General features: G+C 52.0%; 20 protein-coding genes. 14 read left to right on the forward strand and 6 right to left on the reverse strand.

From position 1 onward, the window contains the following. The first annotated feature begins 74 nt into the window (after nucleotides 1–74). The 4 genes from ACO0LI_RS02565 (at nucleotide 75) to ACO0LI_RS02580 (ending at nucleotide 3,980) form a co-directional block, all read left to right on the forward strand. Nucleotides 75–506: an ANTAR domain-containing response regulator gene (locus tag ACO0LI_RS02565; protein WP_423030618.1), complete on the forward strand. Its 432-nt coding sequence runs from the start codon at nucleotides 75–77 to the stop codon at nucleotides 504–506. A gap of 108 nt (nucleotides 507–614) precedes the next feature. After that, the gene (locus ACO0LI_RS02570) at nucleotides 615–1,955 is read left to right on the forward strand and encodes a sensor histidine kinase (protein WP_423030620.1); all 1,341 of its coding nucleotides are present in this window, start codon (nucleotides 615–617) and stop codon (nucleotides 1,953–1,955) included. 22 nt (nucleotides 1,956–1,977) lie between these two features. After that, the gene (locus tag ACO0LI_RS02575; RefSeq protein ID WP_162044253.1) at nucleotides 1,978–2,733 is read left to right on the forward strand and encodes a LytR/AlgR family response regulator transcription factor; all 756 of its coding nucleotides are present in this window, start codon (nucleotides 1,978–1,980) and stop codon (nucleotides 2,731–2,733) included. Between the two features lie 437 nt (nucleotides 2,734–3,170). Continuing rightward, on the forward strand, nucleotides 3,171–3,980 hold the full coding sequence (locus tag ACO0LI_RS02580) for a TatD family hydrolase (RefSeq protein WP_423030622.1): 810 nt from the start codon (nucleotides 3,171–3,173) through the stop codon (nucleotides 3,978–3,980). A 9-nt stretch (nucleotides 3,981–3,989) separates the two neighbouring features. Here the strand turns inward: ACO0LI_RS02580 and ACO0LI_RS02585 are convergent, their stop codons facing one another. Further along, the gene (locus tag ACO0LI_RS02585) at nucleotides 3,990–4,562 is read right to left on the reverse strand and encodes a hypothetical protein (RefSeq protein ID WP_423030624.1); all 573 of its coding nucleotides are present in this window, start codon (nucleotides 4,560–4,562) and stop codon (nucleotides 3,990–3,992) included. Nucleotides 4,563–4,738: 176 nt separating this feature from the next. Between ACO0LI_RS02585 and ACO0LI_RS02590 the strand changes: the two genes are divergently transcribed. After that, nucleotides 4,739–5,293, forward strand: a complete 555-nt coding sequence (locus ACO0LI_RS02590) for a hypothetical protein (protein WP_423030626.1) — start codon at nucleotides 4,739–4,741, stop codon at nucleotides 5,291–5,293. Between the two features lie 140 nt (nucleotides 5,294–5,433). Then, nucleotides 5,434–6,306 carry a DMT family transporter gene (locus ACO0LI_RS02595; protein ID WP_422952522.1) on the forward strand — a complete coding sequence of 291 codons (873 nt, stop codon included), beginning with the start codon at nucleotides 5,434–5,436 and terminating at the stop codon, nucleotides 6,304–6,306. 51 nt (nucleotides 6,307–6,357) lie between these two features. Here the strand turns inward: ACO0LI_RS02595 and ACO0LI_RS02600 are convergent, their stop codons facing one another. Beyond that, on the reverse strand, nucleotides 6,358–8,334 hold the full coding sequence (locus tag ACO0LI_RS02600) for a CocE/NonD family hydrolase (protein ID WP_423030628.1): 1,977 nt from the start codon (nucleotides 8,332–8,334) through the stop codon (nucleotides 6,358–6,360). 111 nt (nucleotides 8,335–8,445) lie between these two features. Further along, on the reverse strand, nucleotides 8,446–9,108 hold the full coding sequence (locus ACO0LI_RS02605; protein WP_422952520.1) for a GGDEF domain-containing protein: 663 nt from the start codon (nucleotides 9,106–9,108) through the stop codon (nucleotides 8,446–8,448). A gap of 20 nt (nucleotides 9,109–9,128) precedes the next feature. On the opposite strand from ACO0LI_RS02605, the gene ACO0LI_RS02610 reads away from it, so the two are divergent. From ACO0LI_RS02610 to ACO0LI_RS02625, 4 genes are all read left to right on the forward strand, one after another. Continuing rightward, nucleotides 9,129–10,094: a 1-aminocyclopropane-1-carboxylate deaminase/D-cysteine desulfhydrase gene (locus ACO0LI_RS02610; RefSeq protein WP_423030630.1), complete on the forward strand. Its 966-nt coding sequence runs from the start codon at nucleotides 9,129–9,131 to the stop codon at nucleotides 10,092–10,094. Between the two features lie 39 nt (nucleotides 10,095–10,133). Beyond that, nucleotides 10,134–10,949 carry a substrate-binding periplasmic protein gene (locus ACO0LI_RS02615; protein ID WP_423030632.1) on the forward strand — a complete coding sequence of 272 codons (816 nt, stop codon included), beginning with the start codon at nucleotides 10,134–10,136 and terminating at the stop codon, nucleotides 10,947–10,949. A 78-nt stretch (nucleotides 10,950–11,027) separates the two neighbouring features. Further along, nucleotides 11,028–12,797 (forward strand): ABC transporter substrate-binding protein, encoded by a 1,770-nt coding sequence (locus tag ACO0LI_RS02620; RefSeq protein ID WP_423030634.1) that lies wholly within the window; start codon nucleotides 11,028–11,030, stop codon nucleotides 12,795–12,797. A 31-nt stretch (nucleotides 12,798–12,828) separates the two neighbouring features. Further along, nucleotides 12,829–13,461 (forward strand): Yip1 family protein, encoded by a 633-nt coding sequence (locus ACO0LI_RS02625; RefSeq protein WP_423030636.1) that lies wholly within the window; start codon nucleotides 12,829–12,831, stop codon nucleotides 13,459–13,461. A 7-nt stretch (nucleotides 13,462–13,468) separates the two neighbouring features. On the opposite strand, the gene ACO0LI_RS02630 is transcribed toward ACO0LI_RS02625, so the two are convergent. The 3 genes from ACO0LI_RS02630 to katG all read right to left on the reverse strand — a co-directional run bounded on the left by ACO0LI_RS02630 (nucleotide 13,469) and on the right by katG (nucleotide 17,111). Then, on the reverse strand, nucleotides 13,469–13,774 hold the full coding sequence (locus tag ACO0LI_RS02630) for an NIPSNAP family protein (protein WP_423030638.1): 306 nt from the start codon (nucleotides 13,772–13,774) through the stop codon (nucleotides 13,469–13,471). A gap of 55 nt (nucleotides 13,775–13,829) precedes the next feature. Continuing rightward, nucleotides 13,830–14,597 (reverse strand): SDR family oxidoreductase, encoded by a 768-nt coding sequence (locus ACO0LI_RS02635; RefSeq protein ID WP_423030640.1) that lies wholly within the window; start codon nucleotides 14,595–14,597, stop codon nucleotides 13,830–13,832. 333 nt (nucleotides 14,598–14,930) lie between these two features. Further along, nucleotides 14,931–17,111: a catalase/peroxidase HPI gene (gene katG, locus ACO0LI_RS02640; protein WP_423030642.1), complete on the reverse strand. Its 2,181-nt coding sequence runs from the start codon at nucleotides 17,109–17,111 to the stop codon at nucleotides 14,931–14,933. Between the two features lie 296 nt (nucleotides 17,112–17,407). Between katG and ACO0LI_RS02645 the strand changes: the two genes are divergently transcribed. The 4 genes from ACO0LI_RS02645 (at nucleotide 17,408) to ACO0LI_RS02660 (ending at nucleotide 20,187) form a co-directional block, all read left to right on the forward strand. Next, complete coding sequence (locus ACO0LI_RS02645) at nucleotides 17,408–17,656, forward strand: DUF3297 family protein (RefSeq protein WP_422952512.1); 249 nt, start codon at nucleotides 17,408–17,410, stop codon at nucleotides 17,654–17,656. Between the two features lie 177 nt (nucleotides 17,657–17,833). Next, nucleotides 17,834–18,631, forward strand: coding sequence for a tRNA-uridine aminocarboxypropyltransferase (locus ACO0LI_RS02650; RefSeq protein ID WP_423030644.1), 798 nt, complete (start codon nucleotides 17,834–17,836; stop codon nucleotides 18,629–18,631). Nucleotides 18,632–18,820: 189 nt separating this feature from the next. Continuing rightward, entirely contained in the window at nucleotides 18,821–19,255 is a 435-nt protein-coding gene (locus ACO0LI_RS02655; RefSeq protein ID WP_422952510.1) for a MarR family winged helix-turn-helix transcriptional regulator, read from the forward strand. Nucleotides 19,256–19,419: 164 nt separating this feature from the next. Beyond that, nucleotides 19,420–20,187 carry an alpha/beta fold hydrolase gene (locus ACO0LI_RS02660; protein WP_423030646.1) on the forward strand — a complete coding sequence of 256 codons (768 nt, stop codon included), beginning with the start codon at nucleotides 19,420–19,422 and terminating at the stop codon, nucleotides 20,185–20,187. Nucleotides 20,188–20,240 lie beyond the last annotated feature (53 nt).

Below are 20,240 nucleotides of genomic sequence, written 5' to 3' on the forward strand. Positions count from 1 at the left end.
TATCTGCCGCCTTTTTTACATGAACTTAAAGTTTTGCATTAATATGCAAATTGAATCTTTTTCTACATCTAGCCATGCTAAAAGCCGTCATTCTGGATGCCAATGCTGTTGCGCGCAATTTGTTGTCCTCCGTTCTGGTGAATGGAGGGCATGATGTGGTAGGGGATGCCAACCTGGCACCTGCCAGCCTGGCCCGCGTGATCAAGCTCAAGCCGCAGATCGTTTGTGTCGATATAGGCGAAACCGATGCAGAAGGCCTGGCCTTGCTCGACAAGATCAAGGCAGACTTGCCCAAAGCGTTACTATTCCTGGTGTCATCAAAAATCGATGCGACCGTATTGCAGACGGCCCAGGAGCGCGGTGTCCACGGCTTCATCGTCAAACCTTTCAATTCCGTTGCCGTGCTGACCTCCATACGCAATACCATCATACGCATTGCCAAACAGCAAAGAGCAGGCACGGCGGAAGCGACTCCGGAAGCTGGCGGCGAAACGGCGGCGGAATAATTCGTCGCTGCAAAATCGCATTTCATCGACTGCCAGCCAGTTTTATCGCATTCTTCCTTTCTCTTTACGACTTTCCTTAGACTAGCTACAACCATATAAGGAAACGCCATGTCAGCTACCAATCCTATGCGCACAGCTTTACATACTTCAGAACAGTTATTGCCATCCGAAGTGACTGCAAGGAGCGAGACTTGGCTGACCCGTGCCCGCAACTACCCAGTGTTTTCACGTACCTGGTTCCGTTACCGGGCGCAGGCATGGATAGGCGTGTTCATCATTGTTGACTTGCTGGTCATCGCGACAGGTCTGGTAGCAGATACAGATCTGCGCAAACTGGCAGTGGCTTTTGTTCCCCTGACCATCGGTGGCACAGCCCTGCATCTGATCGGGCCTGCAATGGCAGTATGGGTCAGGAACCAGGCATATGCCAGCAAGAAAGAAGCCATTTTACTTACGCTGGCCTTGCTGGTAGGGGCAGGTATCAGTTATGGCATCATTTTGGGAACTACTAATGCTACCAAATACCTTGCTTATGGTGGCGATGAAATGCAGTTCGCGGTAGGCGGCAGCATTACTGCTACCAGCGTGCAATCACCGGCAACTGCCAAACCACCTTCTGGGGTGACTGTCCGCCCGGCCGAAGAAAGTGACAAGGAAAAGAGCGTCAGCAAGATTGAGCAGGCACCTGCCTTGAAAATGCTGGTACAGGGATTTTCCTTTGTGATGGGGTTTGGCCTCGTCATCTATATTGCAGGCGCGATTGATCTCTGGTATTTCTTCCGCCAGAAAAAACGCCTGCTGGAAGTTCTGCGCCAGCGTGAACTCACGCTCGCCCAAGAGGCACGCCGTGAAGCAGAATTGCGCTTGTCGGTGCTGGCTGCGCAGGTAGAACCGCACTTCCTGTTCAATACCCTGGCCGGTGTGCGCTCCGCCATCCTGACGGAACCTGAAAGAGCCACTGCCATCGTTGATCACCTTGTCGATTACCTGCGTGCCACCATACCGCAAATGCGCAATGACGGCAGTTCTGCCCAGGCCAGGCTCAGGCAGCAACTGGAAGCCGCCAGCGCTTATCTGGGCCTCATGCAAGCGCGCATACCGCGCCTCAGTTATAGCGTTGATAGTGATGTGACAGATGCCGCACTGCCACCACTGATGCTGATTTCGCTGGTAGAGAATGCTGTCAAACATGGCGTGGAACCCAAGATAGGTGCGGTGCATATCGCAGTCCATGCGAGGAAGATAGATCGTTATGGCGAAGACATGCTGGAACTGACAGTCGCCGACAATGGCGTTGGCTTTTCATGTAGCAGTTCTGGCACTGGCATAGGCCTGGCAAATATCCACGAAAGGCTGGAGTCCACCTATGGAATACGCGCCAGCCTGGTGTTGAAAGCCAGAGCCGAAGGCGGCGTTGCAGCGACCATATTGCTGCCTCTGGAAGCCTGATAAAAATAAAGAAAGTAAACACATGACCACAGCCATCATCGCCGACGACGAAGATTTACCGCGCAAAGAACTACGCCGCATGCTCAATAAAGTCTGGCCAGAACTGGAGATACTGGCTGAATGCGAACACGGTGCCGAAGCACTGGAAGCCATACACCAGGAAGAACCGGATATCGCTTTTCTGGACATACGCATGCCCGGCATGACTGGCCTGGATGTGGCCCATGCCGTCAAAGGACGCTGCCATGCCGTCTTCACCACAGCTTACGACAGCCATGCACTGGATGCCTTTGCCGCCGGTGCCGTTGATTATCTGCTCAAGCCTGTGTCTGAAATCAGGTTGCAGGAAGCAGTCACCAGATTAAAAGAGCGCATCGCCAGCAAACAACCAGTGGCAGATGTCAGCCAGCTCATGTCTGAACTCGACAAGCGCCTGAAGAATACAACGGCAGAACGCATACGCTGGATCAGTGCCAGCGTGGGCGACACCATCAAGATGTTCCCGGTAGAAAAAATCCTGTTCTTCAGTTCAGATGAAAAATACACCCGTGTAGTCTGTGCCGATGATGAAGCCCATGTACGCAAGCCCTTGAAAGAAATCATGGATGGTCTTGATCCTGATATCTTCTGGCAAGTACACCGCGGCACCGTAGTGCGTGCTGATGCGATTACCCGGGCGCACAGGGATGAGCTGGGCAAGTACACGGTGGAGTTACGGGGTTTGCAGGAAAAGCTCAAGGTCAGTCAGGCGTATGCATGGCGCTTCAAACCCATGTAGGCGGGTAGCTATTAAAGCGAATTTGGGGTTGTTGCCTTGCTTGGTTACGCAGCAGTATGAATTAATTTCTGCAACAAAAGATGATAGCCAAGTTCCCTCCCCTTCAAGGGGAGGGCTAGGGTGGGGATGGGTTTCGGTCAATTCACCTCAATGAATTGACGCTGGAACCCTATCTCCATCTCAACCATTCCATTGCGCAGTAAGAGTTTCTGATTTACAAAAAACCACAATCAAAAAACGAAAAGCTTGATGTTTTCGTTCAAGCCGCATTAAGATGGCGCTGACGTTGAAACCAGCGTCATCTTTTTAAAAATAAGATTTGGACCTATCCAGACTATTCCCTCGCAGTTTCTGCTTCTGAATACCCTCAGTTTTATCTGTATTATTTACTGAGCGGCTAGTAATCCAAATAATAAAAACAACAGGAAATTTATACCATGCTACAAAAACCTGCACTGATAGATATCGGTGCGAACCTTAGCAACCATCGTTTTCATACTGACCTTGATACCGTAATTTCACGCGCAAGGCAGGCAGGTGTAGAACACATCATTGTCACCGGCACGTCTGAGCGTGCCAGCCATGATGCGCATGCGCTGACACAAACTTATTCCGGTTATTTAAGCAGCACCGCAGGCGTGCATCCGCATGAAGCAAAGAACTGGAATGCCCAGTGTGCAAAAACCATAGAAAAACTTGCGGCCAGCGACACTGTGGTGGCCATTGGTGAATGCGGTCTCGACTATAACCGTATGTTCTCGACGGAAGTACAACAACGCGCCTGCTTTGAAGCGCAATTGCAATTGGCCGTAGATTTGCAAAAACCGGTGTTCCTGCATGAGCGTGACGCCCACGAGGATTTCTTTGCCCTGTTGAGGCGATACCGTCCACAACTCAAAGGTGCAGTGGTGCACTGCTTTACTGGTAATACTGAAGAATTGCGTGCCTATCTTGACCTCGATTGCCACATCGGTATTACTGGCTGGATCTGTGATGAAAGGCGTGGCGATGATTTGCGCAAGGCGGTCAAATTTTTGCCCAAAGACAAGCTCATGATAGAAACAGATGCGCCGTTTTTATTGCCGCGCAATCTGCCGGTACGCCCGCAAGATAACCGCAATGAGCCCATGCACTTGCCGGTTGTGCTGGAAGCAGTCGCTGCTATTTTGCGGATATCGCCCGTGACACTGGCACAGCAAATCAGAAAAAATACTGTGCAGTTTTTTGGCCTGCCCTTAGCTGGTTAATACCAGTGCTCATACAGGTTGATCAGTGCTTTCAATGACATCGGCAGCAATCGGTGGTACCACTGCCGCTGGTTTTTGCAAGCCACGCGACCAGCGCAACAGGCCAACCGCATAACTGATGTAATAAGCGGCGAGCATACCAAACAGGAACAGAGTCAGTGGGCTGCTGGAAAAGTCACCAGGTGGCGCGGCGAAAGATTGCGTAGTGAAATAAATGCTGCCCATGCGCCAGGCGATGCGGCCTATCATCAACAATGACAGTGCTATGCCCAGGTGAGCATTCGGCGTATAGAATTTCCCGGCAGGGCTGTTATCAAACTTCGTCAGGCGCAAGCCATACATGCCCAGGCCACTGCCAACGATCAAGCCTGCCAGCATGAACAGCAGGTTGCCCTCATGTTTCATGGCGCCTAAAGCCACCAGCGCTATCAGGACAGGGAAAATAACTACTGTCATCATGGCACGCACACCAGAATATTTCTGCCTGCCCACCATGCGCCGTACGCGCGAAATGACACGCCAGACGATGAAGGCGCCAACAGCGGCACCTATCATCAGGGAAGTGGGGTTTGCAGTTGCCATGGAAAACTTTCTGTATAGCGTGTAGAAAAGTTTTGAAAGTTTATCATCTGCAAAAACCTCGTCAGTACCGGAATGTATCAAGTCAGTTCAAATCATCGTGCCAGGATTTTTTGCAAGCCAGCATGAAACCCTGTATCGTTTGTTGCCATTATGTATCCTGTACTTTTATCTCCCCCATGAAAATAAAAAACACCCTCGCGCTGCTATTACCCGCATTGTCCCTGGTCGCCTGTGCCAATTACACTCCACGCTTGAAGCCGGATGAAAAACTGACCGAAACGGATAGTTTTATATATGGCAGTTTTCAGATCAAGACTGAAAAAATGCTGATTTCTGCGGATGGATATATCAGCATGGGGTTGAACCTCAAGTGTCAGGATGGCAGTAAATACCTGCTGCGTTTTTATCTTGAAAATCCTGTGCATGTCATCAAGATAAAACCATCCACCTGCGATATCGATGAAATCGTGTACACAGATGCAGACGGTAATGTCAGGGACGTCAGAAGTTTCCGTAACCCCATACGCAATCTCGTATTTAAGCCTGGCAAGGCCTATTATGTTGGTGATTTTTTTGCCACTGCACAAGTAGATATCGGCAGGAAAACTAATACTACGCAATGGTCCATGTCAAATCCTGTAGACAGGTTTGCCTATACAACAGAACTGGTACACAAGCTTTATCCGAATACCGTCGGTATCCCCAATGTGAACATGGGTCTGGCAAAGTAAAACATTGGTAAGCATGTAGCATCATTCACAGCCAGCTATTCAGTTTCAATACTTATTTCTCCCATGTCCGAAAGCTGCCAGCAGCTTTTCACTTAGTTTGTTAAGCTGCTGTCCTGGTCTGGATACTCATGGAGTGCTTAATGCGCAGTGCTGATTTATTACGTTTGATTTCCCTGGCAGCGATCTGGGGTGCGTCTTTCCTGTTCATGCGGGTACTGGCACCCGTGGTCGGGGTATTGTGGAGCGCTGAGGTCAGGGTAGGGTTGGCTGGCATCGCCTTGTTGACCATGATGTATGTGACTAATCGGGCGATGAACTTCCGTACAAACTGGAAGTCATTTTTAATCCTCGGCACGATTAATTCAGCCCTGCCATTTGCTTTGTATTCTTATGCGGCACTGAGCATACCTGCTGGTTATTCGGCTATCGTGAATGCTACCAGTCCACTCTGGGGTGCGGTGATGGGTGCGGCATTCCTTGGTGAACGGCTGACATTGCGCAAGATGGCCGGTATGGCGATAGGCGTGCTCGGCGTGGCCTTCCTGGTGCGCCTGGGACCGGTAGAATTCAACAGCAAGCTGGTGCTGGCAGTGCTGGCCTGTGTGGGTGCGACCTTGTGCTATGCGATAGTCGGTATCTATACCAAGAAAAAACTCACTGGCATCACACCCATGCAAATGGCAACGGGTTCGCAAGTGGGAGCTGCATTTGTGTTGATGCCGTTCCTGCCGCTGGCACCAGTGCAGGGTGAAATCACCGCAACTATTGCGATGGTGGCCGTGGCACTTGCTTTGTTATGCAGTGCAGTGGCTTACCTGATTTACTTCCGTCTGATGGCAGACCTGGGGCCAACCAAGGCTTTGACGGTGACTTTCCTGATCCCGCTGTTTGCCTTGCTGTGGGGCTATCTGTTCCTCAATGAACATATCACCATGAATACCGTCATAGGCTGCGCAGGTGTGGTCCTGGCGACCTGGCTGGTGGTGTTCCAGCCAGCTCAAAAACCAGCTTAAAGATTGACCTTAAAAAATGCCGCTGACTCTATATGGGCCAGCGGCTTTTTTTTATTCGTCCAGTGCTGGCAAGACCTTGACATGCAGGGCACTTGGTTGCTGGCTGCCGAAATACACCTTATGCGTCGCCTTGATGAAGTCACTATCCTTGGCTTCATAGATGTTAGGCACAAAGGATTGCGGGTTACGGTCTATGAAGGGGAACCAGCTGGACTGCACCTGCACCATGATGCGGTGGCCGCGCTGGAAAGTATGGAAGACATCATTGATGGCAAATTTCACCTTGGTCATCTGGTTCGGTACCATGGGTTTGGCTGTTTCAAAACCATCGCGGAAACGGGCGCGGAAAGGTTCGCCGCGTACCAGGGTTTGCTGGTTACCACGATTGGTTTGCGCATCAATTTCCAGGTTGGCGGGATTGACATCAATGAGCTTGACGACAAAGTCTGCATCACTGCCGGTGACACTGACAAATAAGTCTGCACTCAACGGGCCAGCCAGTGTCACGTCTTTTTCCAGCACTTCACTTTGCCAGCTCACTACATCCGGGCGGCTGGTGGCAAAGCGCTGGTCGGCGGCTATGTATTGCTTGCTCCAGCGCGTTTCTATCTCGGTGGTATAGGGCACAGGTTTGGCCGGGTCGCTGATGTATTCCGCAAATTGTGCATCCTGATTTGCCGGTGCGCTAAAGCTCAGCTTGCCATTCGCGTGGAAGTATAAGGCCTTGTCCTTGCTCTCTTTCGGTGGCCAGGCGTCAAAACCGCGCCAGCGGTTGGCGCCGGTTTCAAACATCCAGGCTTCAGCCAGCGTGGGCTTGTCGCCAGTTTTCAGATAATGCTTGAAGAAGGCAAATTCCACAGGCTGATAAGTCTGCACCGTCTTGTAGCCAAAATTGGCATCGCCGACTTTGTCGCCATCACTACGGAACCAGCCACCATGCGTCCATGGGCCGATGACGATAGTGTTTTGTATGCCGGGGTTTTGTTTTTCTATGGCCTTGTAGGTATTCAGGGGACCATACAAGTCTTCTGTGTCATACCAGCCACCCACGGTCAGGACAGCGGCCTTGATGTTTTTCAGGTGCGGCAGGATATTGCGGCTTTGCCAGAAGTTGTCATAGTTCGGATGTGCCGTGATATCGTTCCAGAAAGGGATGCCGTTCTTGAAGTAACGACTATTCGCATTGGCGACCGAACCCAGGTCCAGGAAAAACTGGTAGCCATCCGGTGTGCCAAAATTAAAATTCTTCCAGCCTGCACCTGTGGTGGGCTGCGGACGTGGCTGGCCAAAACTGTGGAAGAAGCCAAAGGCCATCTGCAGGTTGAAAGCGCCATTTCTGTGCATGTCGTCACCACGGAACCAGTCAGCAATTGGTGCCTGCGGCGACACCGCTTTCAATGCCGGGTGGCTGTCGATGGCACCAGCGGAAGTATAAAAGCCAGGGTAAGAATTACCCCATTGGCCGACCTTGCCATTATTGTTTGGCAGGTGTTTGATCATCCACTCTATGCTGTCATAGGTATCGCTGCTTTCATCGACATCGGTTTTGGACTTTTTGTCGTCTATATGCGGGCGCATGTTGACGAACTCGCCTTCCGACATATAGGTGCCGCGCACATCCTGATAGACAAAGATAAAGCCATCTTTTTCATACTCGGCAGTTGGCCCCAGCATGGTTTTGTATTGATCGCTGCCATAGGGCCCGACCGAATAAGGCGTGCGGCTCATCAGGATGGGATAACGCTTGCTGGCGCTGGCATCGTTCGGTACATACACGGATGTGAACAAGAGTTTGCCGTCGCGCATGGGGATGCGGTATTCAAACTTGGCATAGTTTTTACGGATGTACTCGGCACGCAACCTGGCAGCGTCAGCCTTGTCGTCAGTGGCTGTACTGCTGCTGGTGCTGGCGCTGGTGTTGGTAACGTTGCTGCTCAAGGCAAGTGCTGGTGTAGCGATGCTGGTCAGGATTGCGCCCAGCATGATGGATAGCGCAGGCAGGGCCTGTCGCAACTGCGGTGTTCTCATGATGTTCCCCGAATATTTTTTTGTGTGCTTAGGGCCAGCCAAGCTCAGACAGATACATCGGTTTGGTGCCTGCTGGCACTACTTGGTCTGCAAATACCTTAACAAGTTCCCTTAATCTTCCGCATTCGGGTCGTAATCAGGCAAAGGTGGCTCAATTTCCACGATGCTGTCCGCGCCCTTGCTGCGGGCTGTCTGCAGGGCGCTATTGACGCGCTTGAGCATGCTGTCGGCACTGTCCTTGTGAGCATTTGTCGTCAAGCCAGTGGCAAAAGTCACTTTCAGGCCGGGGGAGATGGACTCCCAATCGACTTCAGCAATACGCAACTTCAGGCGGGCGATGGCCTTGAGACTGGCTTCCAGCCAGGTAGTTGGCATGACGATCGCAAATTCATTGGCGGCGACACGGCCAAATGAATCCAGTGTGCGCAGCATGGTCAGGGCTTCTTTGGCGACTTGCTGCAAGACCTGGCGAGCGACTGCCTGGCCATGTTGTTCGAGTATCTGTTCCAGATTATCAATAGCGATGGCTGCCAGAGTAAATGTATGACCAGTACGGAAGGAGCGCGCCAGTTCGCCATCCAGCTTGACCATCAGGGCGCGACGGTTCAGGGCGCCGGTCAGATGATCGGTCCTGGTCATGCTGTCTAGCTGGGTCAGCACGGTTTCCAGCGTCGGCAAGAGGTTTTCCTGCTGGCCTTCGTTTTTGATTTGCTTGATCAATTGATCAATTTGTTGCCTTGCCTCTAACAAGGGCTGATTAAAATCTGGTGGCATGTACTCTCCGGCTATGCACTATGTCTGCGTCCAGCGAATGGCACCAGACGCTACAATGGCACTTTACCATTGCCAGCCGTATTTCTGCCACGATGTTATTCACGAACCAGACTTCCCCTTGTCAACAAGTTATCAGCCAGCTTTTTCCTGGCATGGATTTGTGGATGAAACGCGACGACATGCTGCACCCTCAGGTATCAGGCAACAAGTTTCGTAAATTGAAATATCCCCTGCAAGCCTTGCAGGGGCAGACCGCTCACGTGGTTTCCATGGGCGGCATCTGGTCCAACCATATTCATGCACTGGCCCATGCGGCAAAGATACTGGGTCTGCCTGCTACAGCGCTGATACGCGGGGCAGAGGGCATGCACAGCGCCATGCTGGATGATGTCAGGGCGCTGGGCATGCAGCTACAGTTTGTGAACCGTGAGGCCTACCGTGAATTAAGGGACGACGATTCTGCCTGGCGCAAGCATGTGGGGCCAGGTGCAGCGGATGCGCTTTGGTTACCTGAGGGAGGGAGTGCGCCGCTGGCCTTGCGTGGTGTAGCAGAGTTAATCCCCGAACTACCCTTCATCCCCGATTACCTGCTGGTGGCGTGTGGCACCGGGGCGACGCTCGCAGGTTTGCTGGCGGGCCTGGCTGGACGCTGCAAAGTCATAGGCATTGCGGCCATCAGCAAGGGTGACTACTTGCGCACAGAAATCAGCCGCTTGCTGATGCAGGCGGGTTACCCTGATTACCAGAATTATGAATTGTTGACTGAATATCATCATGGCGGCTATGGCAAGACCAGCCCGGCGCTGACGCCCTTTTGCCATGAGTTTCAACGAGAGACTGGTATTGCGCTGGAACCGGTATATACAGGCAAAATGATGTTTGCTTTACGCGAGTTGTGGCATGATGGATATCTCGCAAAAAATGCCAGGGTAATTGCTGTTCATACCGGCGGTTTGCAGGGCGCACGTGGGTTTGCGCCCATGTAGTCATGTAATGTGACCATATTCATCGGGCTGGATGCCAATATGAAAAGACAGCGCGCAAGTTGTAGCACCGCTGCCAGTGGACTGGCTGGTCTGGTCTTGTGCTGCGTCTTTACTTTGGTGAGTTTCGCAGCTGAATCACCGCAGCCACAGCAGCCACAACTGCCGCAATTACGTGTGGCAGTCTATGAAAACCTCGATTACCCCCTCAATATTTTTGACAAAAATCACCAACTGGTCGGTGGCCTGCAAAAAGATTTTACTGACCAACTGGCAAAAAAACTTTCTACACAGGCTTTGTATGCTCCTTATTCGCGCCGGCGCATAGAGAGCGTGGTCATACAGGGCGATGCCGACATCATGTGTTATTCCAGCCCCGGCTGGTTTGATCTGCCCAAGGAAGTCGGCTGGACAATCGCTACCTTTCCGCAGGTAGAAAGAGTGGTCGTCATGGCAGATAAGGCCAGCCTGGAAATGCTGCCACAGCAACTCGAAGGCAAAAAGCTGGTCTTGCAACTTGGCTACCATTATCCGCAAATCGCCAGTCAACTGGCAGAAGGCAAAATCAAGCGAGTTGATTTGACCGATGTACCCGGCATGTTCCGTTTGCTTGCCCTTGGTGGCGCCGATGCCTTCGTCAGTTCAGATGGCGAGATAGAAGGGTACTTCAAAAACTTCCCGGAAAAACGCAGCCTTTACAAAGTCTCCAAGACCCCGTTTTCGGTAGTGCAGACCCAGTGCGCGCTGTCGCATAAATCACCGTGGAAGCTCGAACAGATCAATAGTGCAATACAGTTTTTACAAGAAACCGGCGAGATGGACAGGATTATGCGCAAATATGGTTTGTCCATGCGTTAAATGAGGGTCTTATTTGCTGGTTTTAACTGCAGACTTTAGCTGTTATGCTGCTGGCTTTATTCTTTTCCGCGTCCTGAGATGAAATCTTCCCTGACTGCTGTGCTGACGGCATTGCTCTGCAGCCTGAGTCTGCCTGCAATGGCGGCGGCTGATCCGAACAAGGTCTTGCATCTGTCCTTTGAAGCTGCCGACGATGGCTTTGATGCCATGCGCACCAACAGTGCGTATTCCAACTGGGCCTCGGATGCGATTTTTGAGGGCCTGGTCACTTATGATTATCTCGCCCGTCCGGCCAAACTGGTGCCGAATACCATAGAGGCCATGCCCGCCATCAGTGATGATGGCAAGACCCTGACTTTCCGTTTGAAAAAGGGGATTTATTTTTCTCCTGATCCGGCATTCAAGGGGCAGCGCCGCGAATTGCAGGCCAGTGACTACGCCTATACCTTCAAGCGGCTGGTTGATCCAAATAATCATTCAGTGCACGCCAGCATACTCGAAGGCAAGATCGTTGGTCTCGATGAACTGATTGCTGCTGCCAAAAAAACCGGCAAGTTTGACTATGACAAAGCAATTGCCGGACTGGAAACACCAGATCCCTATACCCTGATCCTGCGCATGAAGGCGCAACACCCCGGCCTGATTTACTATCTCGCCAAACCCCTGGGTGGCGCGGTGGCGCGTGAAGTGGTTGAGCACTATGGCGAAGCAGTGAACCAGCACCCGGTAGGCACAGGTGCCTATATGCTCAAGCAATATGTACCACGCAGTAAAATCATACTCGAAGCCAATCCTGAATACCGTGGTTTTGTCTGGGATTTTCAAGGCACAGGCACGGACTGGGACAAACAAATCATCAAGGACATGAAGGGCAAACAAATGCCCCAGGTCGGTCGGGTAGAGATTGCCATCATAGAAGAAGAACAATCACGCTGGCTGGCCTTTGATTCTGGCCAGCTCGATTTTGAAATGCTGGTACCGGCAGCTTCGGTCAAATTGCTGGACCAGGGCAAGCTCAAGCCAGAATTTGCCGCCAAGGGCTTGCGACTGTACCGCACTGTTGATCCTGGTGTGACCCGCACCTTCTTCAATTTCCAGGACCCGACGGTTGGTGGTTACAGCAAGGATAAAATTGCCCTGCGCCGCGCGATTGCCCTGTCCTTCAACCATCAGGAAGAGATAGACCAGGTCTGGTTCGGGCAAGCCATCAAGGCCCAGTCCATGGTGCCGCCAGATGTGACAGGACATGACACCAGCTACCGCAACAGCAATGCCTACGACCCCAAACTCGCCAACAAGCTGCTCGACAAGTTTGGCTATAAGCGCGGTGAAGATGGCTTCCGTACCATGCCCGATGGTTCGCCACTGAAACTGCGCATCCATTCTGCCCCCAAGACCAAGGACTATGCCCGCATGGAAGTCTGGAAGCGTTCGCTCGACAAGATAGGCATACGCGCAGAATTTCCGGTTGCCGGTTTTGCTGATAACCTGAAATCAGCTTACCAGTGCAAGCTCATGATGTTTGGCATGGGGTACATCGCCGACATCCCTGACGGCATCGATTTCATGGAACTGTATTATGGCAAAAATGCTTACCGCGGCAATCATGGTTGCTACAAATCCGATGCATTCGATGCCGCCTATGACAAGGCGCGCCTGATGCCCAACGGGCCAGAACGTATCAAGTTATTCAACACCATGGAACGTATCCTCGAAGCCGACACCGTGCACAGCATGGAACTCTGGCGCGTGCGCAACTGGCTCATACAACCCTGGGTCAAGGGTTACAAGACACACCCCATCTTGCGCGGTGACTGGCGCTTTCTGGATGTGGAAAAAAACAAGTGAGCATACTTCCCGGACTTGATCAGGACAAAAAATGAACCTGGCACGCAGTGTGTATCATGTATTGACAGAGCCCAGGCAAGAGTGGCAAAGAATTGCACAAGATAGCCGCAGCAGCCAGCATGTATTCGTGCTGACTGTTGTACCCGTGACGGCTTTCTTTCTTGTGCTGGGTCTGGTATCTGCATTGCTGCTCAGGCATTTTGGCCCCGCAACAGAGATTGAAACCCTGTCACGTGATTACCTGCGCATGCTCATCGTGACGACTGTACGTGCTTATGGCATGGGCCTGGTATTCATCTATATCATTGCCCGCATCATGCAAGGCCTGAGCCGCAGGCTTGGCGGTTCGTATAGCTTGCCACAGGCATTGAAGCTGAGCATCTTTAGCATAGTGCCGCTGCTGATCGTCAGGTCGCTGCACATACTGCCTTTCTTTCGCAATGACAGAGTCACAGAAAATCTGATCGCGATGCTCGCGATCAATTTTCTGGCCAGTATCTACAGCATTTACCTGCTGTATCTGGGCTCACCTGTCTTGCTTGAAGTGCCGCCAGAAAAACGCGGTAAATTCACCGCGATCAGTACTGCGGTGTTAATGCTGCTTACCTGGCTGCCCATCGTTCTGGTGGTCTTCATGGCGAACCTGATGGGGAGTCTGGACTAGCTCACTATTAGCTCATTACCGGCCTGAAAAAACTTCTTTCATAGCTGACGATGCACTTGTGTTCTTCAGCATATCTGAACGCTGCCTGGCATTCTGCATCATCCATCATCTGTATGCGGTATTGTTCATATGCCGCCAGGCTGGGGAAGCTGAACAGTGCCAGCGCCACATTATTCGCACCTTCAGAAGGCAGGAAATAACCGTGGTGCTGGCCGCCAAATTTGTTGACCAGCGGTATCCAGAGTTTGCCGTAATGTTCAAACTCTTTCAGTTTGGCAGGGTCAATGATGTAACGCAGATAGCAGGTAACCATGATGTTGATCTGGGAGTGTAAGAGCAGCTATCTTACCTGCATATCCGTGCAGGCATCAAACCTGGATCAGCCCGCCATCTGCTACCAGTTCCACACCATTGACATAGCTGGCTGTTGCTGATGCGAGAAACAGTACGGCAGCCGCGATTTCCTCCGGCCTCGCCATGCGGCCTGCCGGTGCGGCATCAACCAGATAGGCAGAGAAGTTGGCGATGTCTGCTTCTTTCATGTTCAAACCATTTTCCATGATCGGTGTCCTGGTGACGCCGGGGCTGACGACATTCACGCGTATCTTCCTGTCCTTGAGATCATTCGCCCAGCTACGCGCAAATGAACGCACTGCGGCTTTTGAGGCATTGTAGAGACTCAGATTGGGCATGCCCTTGCTGGCAGCGATAGAAGCATTCAGGACGATAGAAGAAGCAGGCTTCATCAAGGGCAACAGGCTTTGCACGGTGAAGAACAGACCTTTGACATTGGTGTCAAAGGTCGTGGCAAATTCAGCCTCTGTCGTACTGCCAAACTGGTTGTGGATGGCGATGCCGGCATTGGCGAACAGCACATCAATCTGCTCACCACTGGCGGCAATTTTGTCATGCAGGGCTTGCAGGTCACTGATGCTCGCAGCATCTGCCGTCACCGGAATTGCCTTGCTGCCGAGGATTTCGCGCGCTTGTTCAAGCTTGGCTGTTGAACGGCCAGTGATATACACACGTTTGGCACCGGCGTTGATAAAAGACTGGGCGCTGGCCAGGCCTATGCCGGAGGAGCCGCCAGTGATGACGATGACCTGGTCTTTGAATTCGTTTGTAGTTGCTGACATTTCGGTTTTCCTGTGAAAGGGGGATTGGAAATGGCAGTATGGTAGATATGGATTGGTGAAACAATCCATCTTTTATTCATGAGATTGGTGATTAAATTTCAGTAATAAAGGCAGGGGATTTTTAAATGAAATGGCTTCTATTTACCTGGCTGATTGCTCTGTGATGAACGAAATTTATAGTACGGATATTGGTGGGGATGGCGTTCTATTGCAAACAGTTAGCTTTGATTAACTGAACCCTCCCCCTTTGAAGGGGGGAGGGAACTGTTCACCATTAAACCATGCCCTGCGGGAGCATGGATGAGTCTGACTGATATCAAATTTATAGCAAATTTATAGCAAATCAAACCTGTCCGCATTCATGACCTTAACCCACGCCCTCACAAAATCGCGCACAAAAACCTGCTGCGCATCGCTGCTGGCATAAACTTCTGCGAGTGCCCGCAACTGCGAGTTTGAGCCAAAGACGAGATCGACCACGCTGGCTGTCCATTTCAATTCACCAGTTTTTCTGTCGCGGCCTTCGAGTTGGCCGTCAGTGCCGGATTTTTGCCATTTGGTTCTCATGTCCAGCAGGTTGACGAAGAAGTCGTTGTTGAGTGTCTCTGCATGTTTGCTGAGTACAGATTTGCCATCGAGTGCGCGCAGGCCGCCGACCAGCGCTGTCATTTCTGGTGCGCTCAGGTTCAGCAGTTGTGCCTTGTCGATAAGCAGGGCTGCTGCTGACTCTTCAAGACCTTTGCGCAGGTAATTGCGGAAACCATCTGCCAGGGGTTCTAGTACGCTGAAAGATTCAACATCTGTTTGCTCCTGGCTGGCATCTGTGCGGCCTGGAGTAAATGGCACGCTGATATCTTGCCCGGCTTTTTTGGCTGCGGCTTCGATGGCGGCGCTCCCACCTAAAACAATCAAGTCAGCCAGCGCAATTTTTTTGCCATCAGATTGCGCGGTGTTGAACTCTGCCTGTATGGCTTCCAGTTTTGCCAGTACCTTGACCAGTTCTGCTGGCTGGTTGGCTTCCCAGTCTTTTTGTGGCGCCAGGCGTATACGTGCACCGTTGGCACCGCCGCGCTTGTCGCTGCCACGGAAGGTGGAGGCGGATGCCCAGGCAGTGTTCACCAGTTGCGATATCGACAGGCCGGATGCCAGCAGTTTGGCTTTGAGTTGAGCAATGTCTTTGTCATCCACCAGCACATGATCAACAACCGGAACAGGATCTTGCCAGATCAATTCTTCTTTTGGTACCAGCGGGCCGAGATAGCTGGCGACTGGGCCCATGTCGCGGTGCGTCAGTTTGAACCAGGCGCGGGCGAAGGCATCTGCCAGTTCTTGCGGGTTTTGCAGGAAGCGGCGGGAGATTTTTTCATACGCCGGGTCTGCACGCAGGGCCAGGTCTGCGGTGGTCATCATGGGGGCGTGGCGCAAGGATGGGTCATGCGCATCTGGCACGGTGGTCTTGGCAGCCGGGTCTGTCGGCGTCCATTGATGGGCACCAGCCGGGCTCTTGGTCAGTTGCCATTCGTAGCCGAACAGGGTTTCGAAATAGCTGTTGTCCCATTTCGTGGGCGTTGGCGTCCATGCGCCTTCTATGCCGCTAGTGGTGGTGTGCACACCTATGCCTGTACCAAAACTATTGGTCCAGCCCAGGCCTTGTTCTTCTATGCTGCCGCCTTCTGGTTCTGCACCGACATGGGCTGGGTCGCCTGCACCGTGGGCTTTGCCGAAGGTGTGGCCGCCTGCGACGAGGGCGACGGTTTCTTCATCGTTCATGGCCATGCGGGCAAAGGTTTCGCGGATGTCGCGTGCAGATGCCAGCGGGTCTGGCTTGCCATTCGGGCCTTCAGGGTTGACGTAGATCAGGCCCATTTGTACGGCGGCGAGGGATTTTTCGAGTTCGCGGTCACCGGTGTAGCGCTGGTCATCGAGCCATTTGCCTTCTGAACCCCAGTAGATGTCGTCCTGCGGTTCCCACACATCAGGGCGACCACCGGCAAAACCAAAGGTCTTGAAGCCCATGGAATCAAGGGCAACGTTGCCAGCCAAGATCATCAGATCAGCCCAGGACAGTTTGTTGCCGTATTTTTGCTTGATGGGCCATAGCAGGCGGCGGGCCTTGTCGAGATTGCCATTGTCAGGCCAGCTATTGAGTGGTGCAAAACGTTGTGCACCTGCACCTGCGCCACCGCGGCCATCGGCAGTGCGGTAGGTACCTGCGCTATGCCAGGCCATGCGGATGAAGAAAGGGCCGTAATGACCGTAATCTGCCGGCCACCAGTCCTGAGAGTCTGTCATCAGGGCATTAAGGTCTTTGATCACTGCATCCAAATCCAGGGTCTTGAAGGCTTTGGCGTAATTGAAATCCTTTTCCATAGGATTGGACGAAGGGGAATGCTGGTGGAGGACTTTGAGGTTTAATTGGTTTGGCCACCAGCCTGCGTTGCCGGGGGTGCTAGCTACAGCGGTTAAGCGTGCACTGGCACTACCTGAGAATGGGCATTTTGCATCGTTTGACATCATTATCTCCTTTGGGTGACGTTCAAACTCATTCATCACAAAGGTGAGATGAGTTTTGCTACCTGATTGATTGTAGAGATGGAAATGTTATAGGTAAACTTAATTTAATTTATTGAATCAATTTGTTTTTACTATCAACATGCACTTTCGATGAGATGAACACGGTCTGGCAAAGCAAAACTGCTGAAGCAAAGTCAGCTTCGTAAAATTGCCTTTATCATATTAGCGGATACAGGTAAAAGAGTCATGCTGCCAAGCCATTGAATCCCCTGCCGTTCTAAGGGATAATTGTGGCTATGAACGATACTACACAATACCCCCCATTACCGGATCGCCTGTCGGTTGATCCCCGTAGCCCTTACCATGTCGCCGCCGTGTTTGAACACGATGTCGGCATCAAGCTCAATGGTAAAGAGCGCAATGATGTTGAAGAATATTGCATCAGCGAAGGCTGGGTCAGCGTTGCTGCTGGCAAGGCACGTGACCGCAAGGGCAATCCTTTGATGATCAAGGTTAAGGGTGTGGTTGAGGCGTTTTACCGCTGATTGCTTTCATGCAGATGTAGCAAGGTGCAGTCTATGGGCTTGCACCTTTTTCTTTTAGCTGGCTGGTTCGCTGGCTATCAGCGCGTGTTGCGCTATCCTTTAGTATCCCAGAATATTGCCTGCCTGTTTTTCAAACACGCATGGTGCCATGCCTGTCGACCTTGATTTGCATCCCTGATGAAGCCGTCACCATTGTCACATCCGACCCATCCACCCCATGCTGTGTCCCGTTTGCGCTCATCCCGTCTTGAGCGTAGTACCAGGCCATTTCTGGCACGTGGCGGCCCCAAGGGTGAACGTTGTAGTGGCTGCAGGCTGATACTCAGCCATTGCATGTGCAAATTACGCCCCATCTTGCCAACTCGCGCCGGAGTCTGCCTGCTGATGGCTGAGCACGAGACGTTAAAACCCAGTAACACCGGCTGGCTGATCGCCGACGTGGTGCCCGATACCATGGCTTTTGGCTGGGCACGCACTGAAGTTGACCCGGCTTTACTGGCAGTGCTGGCAGACCCGCAATGGCAGCCTTACGTGGTCTTCCCTGGTGAATTTGTGGCACCAGAGCGGGTGATTACAGAATTACCACCTGTAGATACAGAGCAGAATAGTCACAAGCGCCCGCTGTTTATTCTGCTGGATGCAACCTGGCCAGAAGCACGCAAGATATTCAAGAAAAGCCCTTACCTGGCGCAGTTTCCAGTGTTGAGCCTGTTGCCGGAACAGTTATCTCGTTACCGTTTGCGCCGTTCACGGCGGGATGATCATTTGTGTACGTCTGAAGTCGCGGCTTTGTGCCTGGGGCTCGCGGGTGAAACTGCGGCGGCGCAGGCACTGGAGATGTATCTCGATGTGTTCACCGATCATTATCTGCGGGCCAAACAGCAGTTGAAGGTGGAGTGGGAAGATGAATTGCATTTGCAGATGCGGGAGTTGGTGGGCGAGATAAAAAATAACGTAGATGAGCCTTCGTCGTAGGTTGGGCTACGGGTCATCAGCCCAACACTTAGCTTCAAATAACGCATACGTTTATTAAAGGCCCAGTGTTGGGCTGGTGAATCGTAGCCTAGCGAGGCCCGACCCAACCTACAAACCCGCCAACGCCTTCACATTTGCGACCAATCCCAAAGTGCGCTAGGCTAGTGCCATACCAAAATTTGATTATCTATGACCACCCGCAAACCACCCCTGCTCGCAGACCATCTGTGTTTCAACCTGTACTCCACGTCCCTGAAGATGACGCAGTTGTACAAGCCGCTGCTGGCTGAGTTGAATCTGACTTATCCGCAATACCTGGTCATGGTGGTACTGTGGGAAGAAGAAGGTTTGGGGATACGCGATCTGGCAACGCGGCTCGGACAGGATTCTGGTTCGATCACACCTGTGGTCAAACGGCTGGAAGCAGAGGGATATCTGCTGCGTAACCGCGACCCAAAAGATGAGCGTAACCGGGTGCTGACGCTGACGGACGAAGGTAATAAACTGCGTGCTGCCGGTGTGCGTATCAGCCAGAAAATTGCCGCTGCCTGCGACTTGCAGTTGTCTGATTTCCAGCAACTCATGGCCGGCCTGAACAAACTGAGTAGCCACCTCGACAGTTAAATTAAAAGCAAGCTGCAATAAAAATATTTAAAATTAACTTGCGCGCTAATTATTAGCACGCTATTATTCTCGGCATGGCAAAGCGCAAAAGACAGGAAATGCCATTCAAATACTTAGCGCGCTAACTAATTTATCTGTTTTTAAATTTTCTTTGAAAGCTCATCATGAAAAACATAAGCAAAACTGCATTGATCTTGTCTGTTGCCCTTTCCTCTGCTGCTAGCTTGCCGGGCCATGCATTGGCTGCCTCAGGCAATGACACCACGGTAGTCCTGGTCCACGGCGCTTTCGCCGATGGCTCAAGCTGGAACCAGGTCACACCTTACCTGCAGGCGAAAGGCGTGAAAGTCGTCGCCGTGCAAAACCCCTTGTCTTCACTGGCTGATGATGTAGCTGCCGTACAGCGTGTAGTCGATGCACAGACTGGCAAAGTAGTATTGGTAGGCCACTCATGGGGTGGCGCGGTGATCACACAGGCTGGTGTCAGCGACAAGATCAAGGCGCTGGTGTATGTGGCTGCCTTTGCACCATCTGAAGGTGAGGCACTGGGCGGCTTGGGCAAAGATTACCCTGTACCTCCAGGTATAGCGACCCTGAAACCTGATGCGAATGGTAATCTGGAATTGTCGCCGGAATCATTTGCGACCAACTTTGCGCAAGATGTGCCAAAAGAAAAAACGGCGGTGCTGGCCACTACCCAAGGCCTGTTGCCAGCCAAGGTATTTGGTGAGCCTGTGACATTCGCAGCGTGGAAAAACAAGCCAAACTATTACATCGTCGCCAGCAAAGACCGCATGATAGACCCAGGTTTGCAAGCGGCGTTTGCCAAAAAAATCAATGCCGTGACAACCACGCTGCCAACCAGCCATGTGCCTATGTTGTCCCAGCCTAAAGCGGTGGCAGAAGCGATTCTGGCTGCAGTCAAAAACTAAGCGATTACATTGAATTGCTGCAGGGGCCTGTGCCGCTATAAGCGGTATGGGCC

The organism is Undibacterium sp. Tian12W (assembly GCF_049339405.1).
GTDB lineage: Bacteria > Pseudomonadota > Gammaproteobacteria > Burkholderiales > Burkholderiaceae_D > Undibacterium.